This window comes from Nitrosomonas sp. JL21 (genome assembly GCF_009833095.1).
GTDB lineage: Bacteria > Pseudomonadota > Gammaproteobacteria > Burkholderiales > Nitrosomonadaceae > Nitrosomonas.
On the sequence record NZ_QRCB01000028.1, the window covers coordinates 16,485 to 30,772 of the forward strand.

The 14,288-nt window shown below is 49.6% G+C and carries 16 protein-coding genes; 8 read left to right on the forward strand and 8 right to left on the reverse strand.

What is annotated here, in order from left to right; translation table 11 throughout:
* Positions 1-10 precede the first annotated feature (10 nt).
* Positions 11-838: a DUF2914 domain-containing protein gene (locus tag ABF87_RS09645; protein ID WP_160828919.1), complete on the reverse strand. Its 828-nt coding sequence runs from the start codon at positions 836-838 to the stop codon at positions 11-13.
* Positions 839-1,184: 346 nt separating this feature from the next.
* On the opposite strand from ABF87_RS09645, the gene ligA reads away from it, so the two are divergent.
* On the forward strand, positions 1,185-3,242 hold the full coding sequence (gene ligA / locus ABF87_RS09650) for an NAD-dependent DNA ligase LigA (RefSeq protein ID WP_160828920.1): 2,058 nt from the start codon (positions 1,185-1,187) through the stop codon (positions 3,240-3,242).
* Positions 3,243-3,286: 44 nt separating this feature from the next.
* Here the strand turns inward: ligA and ABF87_RS09655 are convergent, their stop codons facing one another.
* The 3 genes from ABF87_RS09655 to ABF87_RS09665 all read right to left on the reverse strand — a co-directional run bounded on the left by ABF87_RS09655 (position 3,287) and on the right by ABF87_RS09665 (position 5,382).
* On the reverse strand, positions 3,287-3,859 hold the full coding sequence (locus ABF87_RS09655; RefSeq protein WP_160828921.1) for a hypothetical protein: 573 nt from the start codon (positions 3,857-3,859) through the stop codon (positions 3,287-3,289).
* A gap of 5 nt (positions 3,860-3,864) precedes the next feature.
* Positions 3,865-4,488 carry an aquaporin gene (locus ABF87_RS09660; protein WP_160828922.1) on the reverse strand — a complete coding sequence of 208 codons (624 nt, stop codon included), beginning with the start codon at positions 4,486-4,488 and terminating at the stop codon, positions 3,865-3,867.
* 249 nt (positions 4,489-4,737) lie between these two features.
* On the reverse strand, positions 4,738-5,382 hold the full coding sequence (locus ABF87_RS09665) for an ArsR family transcriptional regulator (RefSeq protein WP_160828923.1): 645 nt from the start codon (positions 5,380-5,382) through the stop codon (positions 4,738-4,740).
* Positions 5,383-5,498: 116 nt separating this feature from the next.
* Here ABF87_RS09665 and ABF87_RS09670 point away from each other — a divergent pair, with 116 nt between their 5' ends.
* The 5 genes from ABF87_RS09670 (at position 5,499) to def (ending at position 8,400) form a co-directional block, all read left to right on the forward strand.
* The gene (locus ABF87_RS09670; RefSeq protein WP_160828924.1) at positions 5,499-5,837 is read left to right on the forward strand and encodes a hypothetical protein; all 339 of its coding nucleotides are present in this window, start codon (positions 5,499-5,501) and stop codon (positions 5,835-5,837) included.
* A gap of 19 nt (positions 5,838-5,856) precedes the next feature.
* On the forward strand, positions 5,857-6,294 hold the full coding sequence (locus tag ABF87_RS09675) for a DUF2231 domain-containing protein (protein ID WP_160828925.1): 438 nt from the start codon (positions 5,857-5,859) through the stop codon (positions 6,292-6,294).
* Positions 6,295-6,583: 289 nt separating this feature from the next.
* Complete coding sequence (locus ABF87_RS09680) at positions 6,584-7,129, forward strand: hypoxanthine-guanine phosphoribosyltransferase (protein ID WP_160828926.1); 546 nt, start codon at positions 6,584-6,586, stop codon at positions 7,127-7,129.
* 1 nt (position 7,130) lies between these two features.
* On the forward strand, positions 7,131-7,877 hold the full coding sequence (locus tag ABF87_RS09685; protein ID WP_160828927.1) for an S-methyl-5'-thioinosine phosphorylase: 747 nt from the start codon (positions 7,131-7,133) through the stop codon (positions 7,875-7,877).
* Positions 7,867-8,400, forward strand: coding sequence for a peptide deformylase (gene def / locus ABF87_RS09690; RefSeq protein ID WP_160828928.1), 534 nt, complete (start codon positions 7,867-7,869; stop codon positions 8,398-8,400). The genes ABF87_RS09685 and def overlap by 11 nt, the downstream gene beginning before the upstream one ends.
* A gap of 133 nt (positions 8,401-8,533) precedes the next feature.
* Here def and hemJ read toward each other — a convergent pair whose 3' ends face one another.
* Complete coding sequence (gene hemJ, locus ABF87_RS09695) at positions 8,534-8,983, reverse strand: protoporphyrinogen oxidase HemJ (RefSeq protein ID WP_160828929.1); 450 nt, start codon at positions 8,981-8,983, stop codon at positions 8,534-8,536.
* A 122-nt stretch (positions 8,984-9,105) separates the two neighbouring features.
* Between hemJ and ABF87_RS09700 the strand changes: the two genes are divergently transcribed.
* Positions 9,106-10,611: a carboxypeptidase M32 gene (locus ABF87_RS09700; RefSeq protein WP_160828930.1), complete on the forward strand. Its 1,506-nt coding sequence runs from the start codon at positions 9,106-9,108 to the stop codon at positions 10,609-10,611.
* Positions 10,612-10,659: 48 nt separating this feature from the next.
* Here ABF87_RS09700 and pbpG read toward each other — a convergent pair whose 3' ends face one another.
* On the reverse strand, positions 10,660-11,508 hold the full coding sequence (gene pbpG, locus ABF87_RS09705; RefSeq protein WP_160828931.1) for a D-alanyl-D-alanine endopeptidase: 849 nt from the start codon (positions 11,506-11,508) through the stop codon (positions 10,660-10,662).
* 355 nt (positions 11,509-11,863) lie between these two features.
* On the opposite strand from pbpG, the gene ABF87_RS09710 reads away from it, so the two are divergent.
* Positions 11,864-12,658 (forward strand): lysophospholipid acyltransferase family protein, encoded by a 795-nt coding sequence (locus ABF87_RS09710; RefSeq protein WP_160828932.1) that lies wholly within the window; start codon positions 11,864-11,866, stop codon positions 12,656-12,658.
* On the opposite strand, the gene ABF87_RS09715 is transcribed toward ABF87_RS09710, so the two are convergent.
* Together ABF87_RS09715 and dapB are read right to left on the reverse strand one after the other, a co-directional pair.
* Complete coding sequence (locus ABF87_RS09715; protein WP_160828933.1) at positions 12,609-13,412, reverse strand: symmetrical bis(5'-nucleosyl)-tetraphosphatase; 804 nt, start codon at positions 13,410-13,412, stop codon at positions 12,609-12,611. The genes ABF87_RS09710 and ABF87_RS09715 overlap by 50 nt on opposite strands.
* Before the next feature lie 42 nt (positions 13,413-13,454).
* A complete protein-coding gene (gene dapB / locus ABF87_RS09720) occupies positions 13,455-14,261 on the reverse strand; it encodes a 4-hydroxy-tetrahydrodipicolinate reductase (protein WP_160828934.1) in 807 nt (268 codons plus the stop codon).
* Positions 14,262-14,288: the final 27 nt, after the last annotated feature.

Here is a 14,288-nt window from a genome sequence, read left to right on the forward strand (position 1 = left end):
TGAGGTAGAGTCAATATTGGGTCACGTCAAAATGCCGTGCCGCCAGCAAATTTCCCGAGTCATCCACGACTTCAACGCGCCAGGCGCCAAGTCGTTCATGATCCAATTGCTTGCGCGCATTCGTTCGCCAATTATTGGCGCGTATCCTCAATGGTAATTGGGAATCAAGTTTGTCGCCGTGATACCAATGGATGGTGACTTCCTGATCCTGAAGATCCCTTAAATGAAGATAAAAAAAAATTGGCTTGGACTCGCCAGGCTGTAATTGGATTGATTCGACGATATCCACCGGTTCACGCGCTTTGATGGCATGACTGAGCTGTGCCCGGAGAATTTCAGGCCGATCCGATGTTCGGTGCGAACTGATTTTGGCAGAGGCTGCGGGTTTTTTGCGCGGCATGATGATCGGTTTATGGATGGACGTGCCTGATTTTGGCTTTGCCGCAGGAACGCTCATCAATGGTGCAGCAGTGGTATCACCTTCGGCAGATGGCATTTTTGCGGGTGATTGATTCAAATCGGTGATGCTGGCATCATTGCCGAGCTCAGAATTGGGTTGACCGACTTCCGGCGCAACAGGGTTGTTTGGGGGGGAAGAAATCTGATGTTCAGCAGGTAAAGCTGCAGTTGCGGCAGGTTCTTCGCTGCTGCGGAAAATTAAATAGCTGATCAATACGATAACGCATAGCAGTCCGACTGCGACGATAGCGATTCTTCGCCAATCATAGGTTTGTTCGTAAGTGATTTCAGGTTCCGCCAAGTCGGGATAGAGTTGTTCAATGGCTTGAGGCGGTTGTTGTTGGATCTGGATGCGGATTTTTAATTTATTATCGTTCATAAGCGAGGCGGTTAGAAGATAGAAACATCTGAAAAGTGAATATCCGAGTTAATCTCCAGTATAAAGGATTTTAGAAAGTAACGACTGCCCTGCTGACTTGGATGACGAATTTTCTTAACGTTGAGACGAAACGGCAGGCAATCGATGGTTGATGACTATGCCAAGCGTCTTAGTGAAACACTAATGAATTCTGCAAACGCAGAAGCGATGAACACACGGAATGCAGCAACCGGGTCCTATCGACAAGATAGGCGAGTGAATGCCGCGCAATGAAGCGGTTCGCTCGTACAGTCAAATTAATCAGTGTAGTTTTCAGAGACTTCCACTTCGGTCACAGTGACAGAGTATGAATGAAGACATCGAGAATTTAAAATTGCGCATGCAGGTGTTGCGTACTGCGATTGAACTGCATAACTACCGCTATTATGTGCTGGACAATCCTACGTTACCGGATGCCGAATACGATCGAATGTTCCGGGAATTGCAGCAACTGGAGCACGATCATCCGCGACTGATCACAAACACTTCTCCGACGCAACGCATTGGAGCTGCCCCCGTCGCGGCCTTTTCTCAAATTACTCATCGTTTGCCCATGTTGTCCTTAAATAATGCTTTTGATGCAGCAGAAGTGGAAGCATTTGACCGGCGGGTTCGTGAAGGACTGGTCGTGGATAGTGTGGATTATGCGGTTGAGCCTAAATTTGATGGACTCGCCGTCAGTCTGTGCTATGAGTATGGTGTGTTCAAGACCGGCGCGACACGCGGTGATGGCTATACCGGCGAAGACATCACGTTGAATCTGAAAACCATCAAATCGATTCCGCTGTCGTTGCCAGTCATTCATCCTCCTGCTTTTCTAGAAGTGAGAGGAGAGGTGCTGATGCTGAAAGCGGATTTTTTGAAACTCAATCAGCGCCAACTGGCCAGGGGTGAAAAAGAGTTCGCCAATCCGCGCAATGCTGCCGCGGGTTCCTTGCGGCAACTGGATCCTGGTATTACCGCAAGCCGGCAATTGACGTTCTTTGCCTATGGGGTTGGATTATATGAAGATGAACACCTGCCGCATGATACCCATAGCACCCATAGCCAGGTGCTGAACTATCTCACCGGTTTGCATTTTCCGGTGGCCAGAGAATGCCGGGTTGTCTCCGGTTTGCCGGCATTATTGAATTATTTTGATGCCATTGCGGCGCAGCGTGAGCGCTTGCCGTATGCCATCGATGGCGTGGTGTATAAAGTCAATGTGCTGTCACAGCAAGAAAAATTAGGATTCGTGTCGCGTGCACCGCGATTTGCTATAGCCCATAAATTCCCGGCGGAAGAGGCGGTCACGGAACTGCTGGGTATCGATGTGCAGGTCGGCAGAACCGGGGCTCTGACGCCGGTGGCGCGCTTGAAGCCGGTATTCGTCGGCGGTGTGACGGTCACCAATGCGACCTTGCACAATGCCGATGAAATAGAGCGCAAGGATGTGCGCATCGGTGATATCGTGATCGTTCGCCGTGCCGGTGATGTGATCCCGGAAATCGTATCCGTGATCGTGGAGAAACGCCCCGTCAACGCGGGCAGTTTTACCATGCCTATCGTGTGTCCGGTGTGCGGCGCAAAGGCTGTGCGACTTCCGGGTGAGGCTGTGTCGCGTTGTACCGGCGGATTATTTTGTCCGGCGCAGCGCAAACAGGCGATTTTGCATTTTGCCTCGCGCCGTGCCATGGATATCGAAGGGCTGGGCGACAAATTGGTTGATCAAATCGTGGATCAAGCCATCGTGCGTACACCCGCGGACTTATATCGGTTAGGGCTCACAGCACTTGCCAATCTGGAGCGGATGGCGGAAAAATCCGCCAGTAATATGGTGCAAGCGATAGAACGTAGCAAACGCACCACGCTGGCGCGATTCATCTATGCATTGGGAATTCGGAACGTGGGTGAAGCGACTGCCAAGGATTTGGCGGCGCATCTCGGTTCTCTGGATCGCCTGATGCAGGCGAGCAGCGAGCAGTTGCAGCAGATCCCCGACATCGGGCCGATCGTGGCGCAGAGTATCGTGGATTTTTTTGCCGAAGCGCATAACCGCGAAGTCATCGAACAACTTCGCGCCTGTGGCGTGCATTGGGAAGAGCACGCGGGTATATCGGCATCTGTCGGCGCAATGGCGCCGCTCAACGGAAAAACCTTCGTTTTGACGGGTACATTGCCGACGATGAGCCGCGAAGCAGCCAAAGAAAAAATAGAAGCGCTGGGCGGTAAAGTCAGCGGCAGTGTTTCAAAAAAAACTGATTATGTCGTGGTCGGCATCGATCCCGGCAGCAAATATGACAAGGCTGTACATCTGGACGTGGCTATTCTGGATGAAGCTGGATTGGCTTCATTACTCGGATCATCGATCAGCTTGAAGGAATAAAATGACAGCGTTGAGCTGCCATTTTATCGGCTGAGTTGCCTGAATTACAACGTGTTGTCCTTTGAAAGCGTGAATGTGCCGGTTTGCTGACCGTTGAAAATGTAGTCATAGGTTCCGGCTGGCAAGCCATACACCTGCAGAGGAATCACTTTTTCGTCCGCCACAGGGTCTGCACATACCACAGCTGGGTAGATCCCATGATCCCTGTGCATCACAATCTCGAATGTGCTACCGACTCTTCGCTGATTAATCTGGCCATAGCGTATGCAACCATCTCCAAATTTTACTGTGGTTTTCAAAAATACTTGGATGGGTGAGGAATCGGTCACAATGATTTCCAATTTTTCAGGATTCATCAATCCTGCTTTCGCTATATCTTCCGTGGGAAAAGTGTTATAAAAATCAAGCAATTTCCACATCCCGGATGCATTATCAAACTGAAGCGTCGCATCGAGATAATGACCGGCTTGCTGCTCGGTATCTACACGTGGAATATAAAGCGTTCCATCATGATAAGTAGGATGTTCGATAATGGTTGGCAAATCCGCTGAAATAACCGGACTGCTCATCAACATCGTGGTGATAGCGAATGCGGGCAATAGGGACTGTAATTTCATTTTTATTATCTATCCTCTGCATTGAGCAAGTTGAAAACGATCGCTGCAAATGCGCCGCCAGTAAAGTCGGCAGAAATATGTATCCAGATGTTGTTCCAGTCCATCAAACCCATCAGCGGTGCGCCAATGGCCACGGCGGGGTTAAACGCGCCGCCGGATATTCCGCCGACCGAAAAGGCGCCGACCATGACAATAAAACCGATCGCTAGGCCGTAAAAGGAATTGCCGCTGGTGCCTTTGGCCGTGGCCACATTCAACACTACATAAGCAAGTGCGAAGGTAAACAAGAATTCGGAGAGCAACGATTTAGTGACGTCGATCGTGGCAGCGGCTGATCCTGGGCCTACCAGGAATTGGGCCGTGAAGGCTGCTGCTGCGGCTCCCGCGATCTGGGCAATCATATATACCGGGGTCTCGGCGATAGAGCATTTTCCTCGGATCAACACTGCCAACGTCACCGCAGGATTGTAATGAGCGCCGGAAATATGCCCGCCGGCATACACCATGACCATCAACACCGATCCGATCGCCAACGGCGCAATGACACCGGCATTGCCGGGAATGACGGTCAGACCGATCGTCAGAACCAGAAAGAACGTACCAATAAACTCGACGATAAATTTGTTCATACCGATTTCTCCTTTCAATGAGGTTTTTCATTTAATCATAAAACATTGACAGGTGTAAGAATTATTAACGAGAGCGGTAAATTTTGTAGGAAAAATGGATGGGTGCAGGTAACCAAAGATCATGAATAAGCGGGAGGAGCCTCAGGCCAGGCGGACTGAAGTGAAAAAGAGGTTCATGCCAAGCGAGTGAGAAAAGTTGGGCTTGATTTCCCGCGAAAAAATTGAGCGCGGTGGTTTCTCAGAGCTTGTTTAACCGATAGGGCCGGCAATTGCGAAACAACAATGATTTCCTTGCCGGACGATGCATTCCTTGTGCTGGATGTCGGTTTTCAATAAGGCAGTCAGGAAACTCAAATCCAAGGTGCAGAATACCGGGTGTTCTTCGGCCAATTGATAAAAAATGCAATTATGGGCGACGATTTCGATAGGATTGCCGATGCCGGGTTTCACGCTGGCGTCATAGCCCAGCTCCGACATTATTGCCGCGACTTCGCGAAGCTTGTCACTTAAAGATGAGTGCTTGGCTACACGTTCCTCGAATTCTATCGCCATGTGCTTACCTAAAGATTGTAAGCACGTTTGGAGTTCCTCTTCCCCGAGATTTTTATCGACCCACGAAAGCAGTAATTTCGCAATGAATGAATAGCGTCTATGGAAAAGCTCCAGACCTTTTGGAGACAGTGAGTAAATTTTGCTGGGCCTGCCGCCGGTACTGTCCAGCATGGCGCTCTGTATGAAACCGCTGCTTCCAAGATTTGAAAGGTGCTGATTAACGGCATTGCGGGAAATGGATAATATCCGCGATAGCTCATCGACGGTAAGCCCCTTACGATGACGCAGCAAAGCGGTGATCAACGACTGTTGGCTTTCGCCTAGAAATGGTAGAGCAGACATGCTAACTTTCTGTAAAGATTGATTTTGTTTCTTTTGACATATTTTTATTGCAAAAGTTATAACATATCAAGTAAAGTAAAAGTCCCTACAGTATAAGTTATAAAAAGGAGGAATTAATGCTTACGTATTTAATCATAGTCTTAGCAATCGCGGCTGTTGGCGGTGTGGTATTGGCTCTGAAAGTATTTGCTGGGCAGTTGGCGCCGTGGTCCTTATCGATTGTTCATGCTTTATTAGGGGCGACCGGCCTGGTCATGCTGATCATGCTTATCCTGGAAGGCTCGGGGGATAATCGCCTGACAGCCGCGTTGGGATTACTCGTCGTTGCTGCATTGGGCGGATTTTATCTGGCCTCGATTCATGTCAAAGGCAATGTTGCTCCCAAAAATGTCGTTCTCATTCATGCTGGTCTCGCAGTAGCGGGGTTTCTCACATTATTGAGCATGTTCCTTTAATCAAATACGAGACGAAACCATGAAACACCCTATCCACCCAATGTTGGTTCATTTCCCGATAGCGACCTGGTTTCTTGCCACGCTGGCCGACCTTGCCAGTCTGTTCACCAATGAACAAGTCGGTTGGGTAGCCGGGGTGTTGCTGGTTATTGGAACAATCACCGCATTGCTTGCCATGATTACCGGTCTAGTCGAGCTTGGAAAAATCGATGCGCAGAGCCCTGCCATGAAGATAGCCAACCAGCATATGGTATTGATCATGACGAGCTGGTCTTTTTACGCAGCGAGCTTATTTATGCGTCTGAACGGCACTGTACTCGAACAACCGGGCACTCTTGCCGTCATTCTATCGGTGGCGGGCTTCATCTTCCTGTGCAGTGCGGGATGGATGGGGGGCAAACTGGTCTATCAATATGGGGTGGGCATTCAACCTAGCCAGCAAGAACATTCTAAATGATCGCTGCTGATCATCTGATTCAGAAAATTGATTAACCGTCATAACAGTTTCTCTCCTATTCAACGGTAGCGCTCATTTTTTAAAGCCAGATGAGCCGTGAATCAACTTGTGCGGCTACGCAATCCCGGCTTCCTGCTGATGACTGCGGCTTATATATGCAAGTAGGTGCTCACGGTTGCCTCATTTTGCGTAAAATTCATCCTTACAAGCAGGAGCAGTCTGGATAATGAAGATATCGATTCTGTTTCCTTACCTTACCTTACCTTTTCAATGAGTGCAAAAATTTTTCATGATGAATGCTCATGAGGCAGAACAAATATTAGCAGGGGCGGAGCTTATCCATACCGAGTCAACGATCATGCAGACAGTGAAACGCTTGGCTGCAGACATCACGAAGGAATTATCCCAGCAACGGCCATTGATAATCTGTGTCATGCGCGGCGCAGTGGTATTTGCCGGGCAATTATTGCCGCAACTACGATTTCCGCTTGATTTCGATTATGTACATGTCACCCGCTATCACAACCGTATGCAAGGTGGCGAGATTCAATGGTTGGTTGCACCTCCCGCGGTCTTAAACGACCAGACTGTTCTGGTAGTGGATGACATTCTCGATGAAGGTATAACATTGGCGGCTATTCGCGAACAGATATTGAAAAATGGCGCGAAGGCATTTTATAGTGCGGTGCTGGTAGAAAAAGAAACGGCTGAGCCTAAACCATTTCAGGCTGATTTTGTCGGGCTAAGGGTGCCCGATCGGTATGTGTTTGGGTGCGGCATGGATATTCGAGGTGCATGGCGGAATTTGCCCGCCATTTATGCGGTAAAGGACTAACATGTTGGCAATCATTGGCGGCAGTGGGTTGACACAATTATCCTGTCTGGAAATATCCCATCGGCAGATTATCCGTACTCCCTATGGCGAACCTTCTGGGCCTCTGACATTTGGCAAGATAAGGGATCGGGATATTGTGTTTCTGGCCCGGCACGGCCACGGTCATACGATTCCGCCACATGCCATTAATTATCGTGCGAATCTCTGGGCGCTGCATTCTCTGCAGCCATCGCACGTGATCGCAGTGGCGTCGGTCGGAGGCATACACGCAGACCTGGCGCCGGGCCGTTTGGTGGTCCCCGATCAGATCATCGATTACACCTATGGGCGAGAGTTTACCTATTTTGGTGATAAAGACCAGCGTGTCCGGCATATTGATTTTACGCTGCCGTACAGTCAAATAACGCGCGTGCTATTGTTGCAGGCTGCCGAGCTTGCTCAAGAGGCCGTTGTCAAGGGCGGTGTCTATGCTGCGACGCAAGGGCCGCGGCTGGAAACGGCTGCGGAAATCAACCGGCTCGAACGCGACGGTGCGGATATGGTGGGGATGACCGGTATGCCGGAGACTGCACTGGCGAGAGAATTAGGGTTAAATTACGCTACCATCGCAGTGGTTGCCAATCATGCGGCTGGGCGGGGCACCAACGTCACCGCGATTCCGCTCAAGGAAATTTATGCTGTACTCGAAAAAGCGATGGTCGGTGTCAGAACTATTTTAGAACATGTGGTGAGTTGTCATGGCGATTAAACCAGTCCTTAAAATGGGTGAACCCGTGTTGTTGCAAGTGGCCAAGCCCGTAGAACGATTTGATACGCTCGAATTGCATAGCTTGATCAAAGACATGCAGGATACCATGGCGTCACTCCATGGCGCAGGCCTGGCTGCGCCGCAGATCGGCGTGAGCGTGCAAGTGGTGATTTTTGGATTTGACAAGAACCAGCGCTATCCCGATGCCGACGAAGTACCTTTTACGGTGTTGCTGAATCCACGCTTGACGCCGTTATCCGAAGAGCAGGAAGAAGGCTGGGAAGGCTGTCTGAGTGTTCCTGGCATGCGGGGAATGGTGCCGCGCTATACGCAGTTGCGATATCAAGGCGTGGATCAGTACGGCACACCTATCGACCGCACAGTCAGCGGCTTTCATGCCCGGGTCGTGCAACATGAATGCGACCATCTGCAAGGCATACTCTATCCGATGCGCATCAGGAATTTCCGGCAATTCGGATTCACCGATGTGCTGTTTCCTGGGCAAGTCGTGATTGACGATTAGGCTATGAAATGCAGGTAATCGATCGACTCATGGAGTCTGCAATAGACTGTGGATGATGCTCAAAAACATAATGACTCACAGAATGACTGACTAATATTTTGTGCTCCCTGAGACATATCCTGGTATGTGTTTGTCAGCTTTTACTACTGATGAGAGTGACCAATTCTGCCAAATCCGGCTTGATCACCACCAGCATGACTACCGCAAACAGGATCAGTACGGGAAATTCGTTGAACCAGCGGTAAAACACATGGCCGTGCCGGTTGGCATCATTTTTGAAAGCAGTGACGAACTTTCCACAGTAATAATGATAAATGATCAGCACCAGTACCAGCGCCAGCTTGGCGTGCAACCAACTTCCCGAAAAGCCATAACCCAGCCACAGCCATACGCCGAAAACCACTGTCAGCACAGCACCCGGCGTCATGATGCCATAATACAGCTTGCGTTCCATGATCTTGAAGCGTTCGTTGCCGGGTTGGTCTTCGCATAGGGCATGATAAACAAACAAGCGCGGCAGATAGAATAAACCGGCGAACCAAGTGACCATGAAAATAATATGCAGTGATTTTATCCAGAGCATTGTGATGTCTCTATGAATGATACGTGACAAAATTGCTATGATACTGGGCTTGAGGCCTTGATGCTATCCTTCTGCTGAGGTCGGCGAGAATATCGTAGGCAATAAGATTGGAAAGGATGACGATGAATCAACACTATCAGGAATTAGTTCAGAAGCTTGAAGAAATTTCCCATTTAAGTGGCGTCATGAGCACGCTTGGATGGGATCAGGAAGTGATGATGCCGATCGGTGCGAATGAAGCACGTGCCAAACAAATGTCGGCTTTGGCTGGGGTGCTGCATGAGCGTATGACGGATCCGGCGCTGGGCGATTGCTTGCGTGAACTTAGGGAAAAAAATACTGACACCTTGGGTACCGTGGAGCGGTGCAATATTCATGAGGCATTGCGCAGCTATGAGCTGGAAACCAAGGTACCGAAACAATTGGTGCAGGAATTGACGGAATTGAGTTCGCTTGGGCATGGTAATTGGGTCACGGCGCGACAGGAAAACCGCTTTGCCGATTTTGCACCCGTATTGAAGCGTTTCTTAAGCTTGAAGAAGGAATGGGCGCATTGCGTGGCGCCAGAATCGCAACCCTATGACGCCAATATTGATCTATTTGAGCGAGGCACGACGATGGCGATGATCACGCCGGTCTTTGATCGGTTGAAACAGGAGTTGATACCCTTCATTCATATCATTCAAGAACAAGTGAATCAACCGGATACATCGTTCTTGCAAGGCCATTTTGCAGTCGATCGACAGGAAGCGTTGGCGCGCAGAATCAGCCGGGATATTGGTTTCGATTTTGAAAAAGGACGCATGGATGTGTCGGTGCATCCTTTCTGCGGCGGTAGTCATCCGACGGATGTGCGTATTACGACGCGCTACAAAAAGAGTAATTTCATCGACTCATTGTATGCGGTCATTCATGAAACAGGCCATGCACTGTATGAACAAGGACGCCCTTATGCATGGGGCGATGTGCCGGCGTCAGAATCGCTCACGATGGGAATTCATGAGTCGCAATCACTGTTCTGGGAACGCATGATTGCGCAGGGCAAGCCTTTTTGCTCGCATTATTTTGCTGCGATTCGTGAGGTGTTTCCCGACAATTTCCAGAATGTGACGATCGATGCGTTTTATCGCGCGCTCAATACCTGCAAGCCGGATTTCATCCGGGTGGAAGCAGATGAAGTGACTTATCCGTTGCATATCATTCTGCGCTATGAAATCGAGCGCGGGCTGTTTGACGACACGATGCAGGTTGATGAGTTGCCGCAGATCTGGAATGAGCTGATGCAGAAGTATCTCGGAATCATTCCTCCTTCTGACGCGCTTGGCGTGTTGCAGGATTCACATTGGAGCAGCGGCGCTTTTGGGTATTTCCCTTCGTATACGCTGGGGGCGATGTACGCATGCCAGTTTTATAGGACGTTGCTGCGCGAGCAGCCGGATACCGAAGATCAGATTGCGGCAGGTAACTTTGCGCCCATCAAGGCTTGGTTGAATGACAAAATTCACCGTCAGGGCCGGCTACATACGCCTCAGGAACTGGTGCGGCAGGTGACTGGCGAGTCATTGAATCCTGATCATTTCATTGATCATTTGCAACATAAATACCGTGACATATACGGTTTGGGTTAGGCGGAAAATCGGCGCTTGGCTGTTGCTTTTGATTCTTTTTAGAGCTTCTTAGATGCGTTTGATTCTGGAAGAAGTATCCGCAACCTTGTGATTGCTTTCTATCCATTTTTTGACACGGTTGGCATCACCGATACGGGTATTTTTACCCCAGGAATTCAGTAGCACGATGACAGTGGGCTGGCCGGAAATATTGGCTTGCATCACCAAACAGCGTCCGGCTTCGCTCAGATAACCTGTTTTGGATACATTGATTGCCCAATCCTGATGGCGCACCAAGCTGTTGGAGTTGACGTACTGCAAGGGGCCGCGTTTATTGCTCGAGGAAACGATATGCTTGGACGTGGTGGAAAATTCGCGGATAACGGTATATTTATTGGATGCAGTCACGAGTTTTGCCAAATCGCGGGCCGTGGCCACATTATTGCTGTTCAGTCCAGTCGAATCGACGAATCGACTGTTGGTCATGCCGATTTGTTTGGCTTTATGATTCATTGCTTTGATGAATGCATTGATGCCGCCAGGATAAGCACGACCCAATGCAGCTGCCGCACGGTTTTCCGATGACATCAGCGCCAGGCGCAGCAATTCGTGGCGCGCATAACTGCTGCCGACCGGCAGGCGCGATGACGTGCGTTTCAGCGTATCGACATCTTCCTTGCTGATGGTGATCCGCTCATGCGGAGACAAGCGTGCATCCAGTGTGACCATCGCGGTCATGAGTTTGGTGATGGAAGCGATGGGCATTACTTTATCGGCATTTTTGTCATAGATGATTCGGGCATTATGCGCGTTGAAGACGATAGCCGCCTGTGATTTGAGATCCAGATTGTTTTTCTGGGCTAATGCGGCGTGAGGACATAACAATAGCGCACTAAAAAGCAGGATGGCTTGCTTCATTTGCTCTCATCTCCAATAGTTAGTAAAAATCTTCTGCAACAATCCGATCGGCCGGACGGTACTGCCAATCGATCAGATTCAAATCAAGATTTGCGATGTATTACGATATAATCGATCATTCAAATGAACGCTCACGCTGTGAAGCAGTTTGCAGCATAAAAATTTGCGCGTATTTTACGCCAGATTTGTACCGATATGAATAAGAATTAATGATAATAAATTTTTTATTTATAAAAGGTTATCTATTTAAATTAATCATCTTCATCAATTAATAGTACATAACTTATTGATAATAATATTTTATTATGTAAATATGTACTGAATACGTGTTTGAGCGATCGCGTTATTTACCTGCATGCAAAAAACCACACCACTTTTATTGCGTATGATCCGGCTGCTGCAATTATGCTGCCATGTGGCTTCAGGATATCTGCAATCCATTGTTTATCCGTATTTTCCCGTTTTTATTCAGCGCTCTATGATGCAGCGATGGTCTGAGCGCTTGTTGACCATTCTTAATATCAAATTGAAGTGTCAAGGGCGTGTGCCCGGCTGGGAGATTCCGCGGGCGTTATTCGCGGCCAACCATGTGTCGTGGCTGGATGTGTGCGTAGTAATGGCGGCGTGTCCGACCCGTTTCGTCGCTAAAGCGGAAATCAATGGATGGCCGTTATTGGGACTATTGAGTAAAAATGCCGGCACGCTTTTCATCGAGCGCTCGAAACGAAGCGATACCGTGCGCATCAATCGGCACATCAGTGATGTGTTGGAAACCAGTCAACGTGTCACTGTGTTTCCGGAAGGAACCACAACCAATGGCAAGCAGTTGTATCACTTTCATGCATCCTTATTGCAATCCGCAATTACCGCGGATGCATTGCTGTATCCCGTGGCTATTGGCTATCGCAATACGACTGGAGAAGTGTGCGAGGACGCTGCTTATATCGATTCATCCTTGTGGATATCGTTACAGAACATTCTTCGCCAACCCGGTATTGTCGTGGAGTTGACATTTAACGAGCCGATTGCGTGCGGCACCAAGAATCGACGCGAACTGGCACGATTGGCGGAAAGAGCGATCGCAGATACCTTGTCTTTGCCTATTCCCCACAAGAAAACTGAAAAACTTTCCGATCCTCCAGCCGAATAGCCGTCAACTGCCTGCCCCAGACACATCCTGTGTCGAGTGCAATCAAATTGTCTGTGATATGCAATCCAAGCGCCGACCAATGGCCGCAGATGACGATGTGATCCCGGCTGGCCCGTTGCGGATGGTCGAACCAAGGAACATAACCGGTCGGTAGTGATTGCGGATCTCCTTTGAACGCAAAATCCATGCGACCGTCGAGCGTACAGATACGCATCCGCGTCATGGCATTGATAATGACCCGCAAACGATCGTAGCCACTCGAGTTGTCTTGCCAATGATTGGGCTCGTTTCCGTACATGTGAGCCAGCAATTCCCGGCCGTTGTCGTGGCGCAATGCGACTTCCACTTCCTGGGCCAGTAGCTGTGCTTGGGTAATTGACCAGCCAGGTAACAGACCTGCATGGACCATCGCAAATTGATTTTCGACGTGAAATAGCTTTTGCTGGCGTAACCATGCCAATAATTCGTCCCGGTCAGGCGCGTCCAGAATGGACTGGATGGTGTCACTGGGATGGCTTTTCGCCATGCCGGCAGCAATCATCGATAAATGCAGATCATGGTTGCCTAGCACCATCAACATGCAATTTCCTGCCTGCTTGATATACCGCAATAGCGATAGAGAATCCGGCCCGCGATTGACGATGTCGCCGACCAGCCAAAGCTTGTCATGCACAGGATCGAACCGGATGATATCGAGCAGGTGGCGAAAGGCAGTAAAACAACCTTGCAAATCGCCAATGGCATATGTTGCCATGATTACGCGCTATTAAGTATGGTAGAGAAAGGGTGAAGGCAATCAGCGCAAACCCAATACATCCTGCATATCGAACAGGCCATTCGGCTTATCCGCCAGGAAACGCACTGCTCGCAATGCACCCATCGCAAATGTCATTCGACTGCTGGCTTTGTGCGAGATTTCCACGCGCTCGCCGATGCCAGCAAACATCGCCGTGTGATCACCGACGATATCGCCGGCGCGAATGGTCGCAAACCCGATGGTTTCAGGCTTGCGTTCACCAGTCACTCCTTCTCGACCATAGACGGCAACTTTGCTCAAATCGCGGTTAATGGCTTCCGCGATGACTTCCCCCATCCGCAGTGCTGTGCCCGAGGGAGCATCGACTTTATGCCGGTGATGCGCTTCGATGATTTCGATGTCATATCCTTCATTGAGGACTCTGGCTGCGATTTCCAGCAACTTGAACGTTACGTTGACGCCGACACTCATGTTGGGGGCGAAAACAATGGCGATGTCTCGAGCGGCATCTTGGAGTTGTTCCTTTTGTGCAGCAGAGAAGCCGGTGGTTCCGATGATCATTTTGACGCCAGACTCACGACAAACGGCGAGATGCGCGAGTGTGCCTTCCGGTCGGGTAAAGTCAATCAAGTGCTGGCAATTTTTCAAGGCAGTCGCAAAATCGCTGACAATGGGGACGCCACAGTGCGCTCCGATAAGCTCGCCGGCATCTTTTGATAAATAGGGGCTGTCGGTTCGTTCCAGGGCTGCCGCCAGTTGCATGTCAGGGGCTTGTGCAATGGCTTCCAGTAATGTGCGCCCCATGCGTCCAGAGCTGCCTGCAACGGCAATTTTTTGGTTAGTCATTTGGTAGTGTCTGTAGATTATTTATGA

Excerpts from the sequence above, each read along its gene's own strand:
- pbpG (WP_160828931.1), bottom strand. The coding sequence starts at position 11,508 with ATGAAGCAAGCCATCCTGCTTTTTAGTGCGCTATTGTTATGTCCTCAC.
- ABF87_RS09660 (WP_160828922.1), bottom strand. The coding sequence starts at position 4,488 with ATGAACAAATTTATCGTCGAGTTTATTGGTACGTTCTTTCTGGTTCTG.
- ABF87_RS09670 (WP_160828924.1), top strand. The coding sequence starts at position 5,499 with ATGCTTACGTATTTAATCATAGTCTTAGCAATCGCGGCTGTTGGCGGT.
- ABF87_RS09675 (WP_160828925.1), top strand. The coding sequence starts at position 5,857 with ATGAAACACCCTATCCACCCAATGTTGGTTCATTTCCCGATAGCGACC.
- ABF87_RS09710 (WP_160828932.1), top strand. The coding sequence starts at position 11,864 with ATGCAAAAAACCACACCACTTTTATTGCGTATGATCCGGCTGCTGCAA.
- ABF87_RS09655 (WP_160828921.1), bottom strand. The coding sequence starts at position 3,859 with ATGAAATTACAGTCCCTATTGCCCGCATTCGCTATCACCACGATGTTG.
- hemJ (WP_160828929.1), bottom strand. The coding sequence starts at position 8,983 with ATGCTCTGGATAAAATCACTGCATATTATTTTCATGGTCACTTGGTTC.
- def (WP_160828928.1), top strand. The coding sequence starts at position 7,867 with ATGGCGATTAAACCAGTCCTTAAAATGGGTGAACCCGTGTTGTTGCAA.
- ABF87_RS09715 (WP_160828933.1), bottom strand. The coding sequence starts at position 13,412 with ATGGCAACATATGCCATTGGCGATTTGCAAGGTTGTTTTACTGCCTTT.
- ABF87_RS09645 (WP_160828919.1), bottom strand. The coding sequence starts at position 838 with ATGAACGATAATAAATTAAAAATCCGCATCCAGATCCAACAACAACCG.
- ABF87_RS09680 (WP_160828926.1), top strand. The coding sequence starts at position 6,584 with ATGATGAATGCTCATGAGGCAGAACAAATATTAGCAGGGGCGGAGCTT.
- ABF87_RS09685 (WP_160828927.1), top strand. The coding sequence starts at position 7,131 with ATGTTGGCAATCATTGGCGGCAGTGGGTTGACACAATTATCCTGTCTG.
- ABF87_RS09700 (WP_160828930.1), top strand. The coding sequence starts at position 9,106 with ATGAATCAACACTATCAGGAATTAGTTCAGAAGCTTGAAGAAATTTCC.
- ligA (WP_160828920.1), top strand. The coding sequence starts at position 1,185 with ATGAATGAAGACATCGAGAATTTAAAATTGCGCATGCAGGTGTTGCGT.
- dapB (WP_160828934.1), bottom strand. The coding sequence starts at position 14,261 with ATGACTAACCAAAAAATTGCCGTTGCAGGCAGCTCTGGACGCATGGGG.
- ABF87_RS09665 (WP_160828923.1), bottom strand. The coding sequence starts at position 5,382 with ATGTCTGCTCTACCATTTCTAGGCGAAAGCCAACAGTCGTTGATCACC.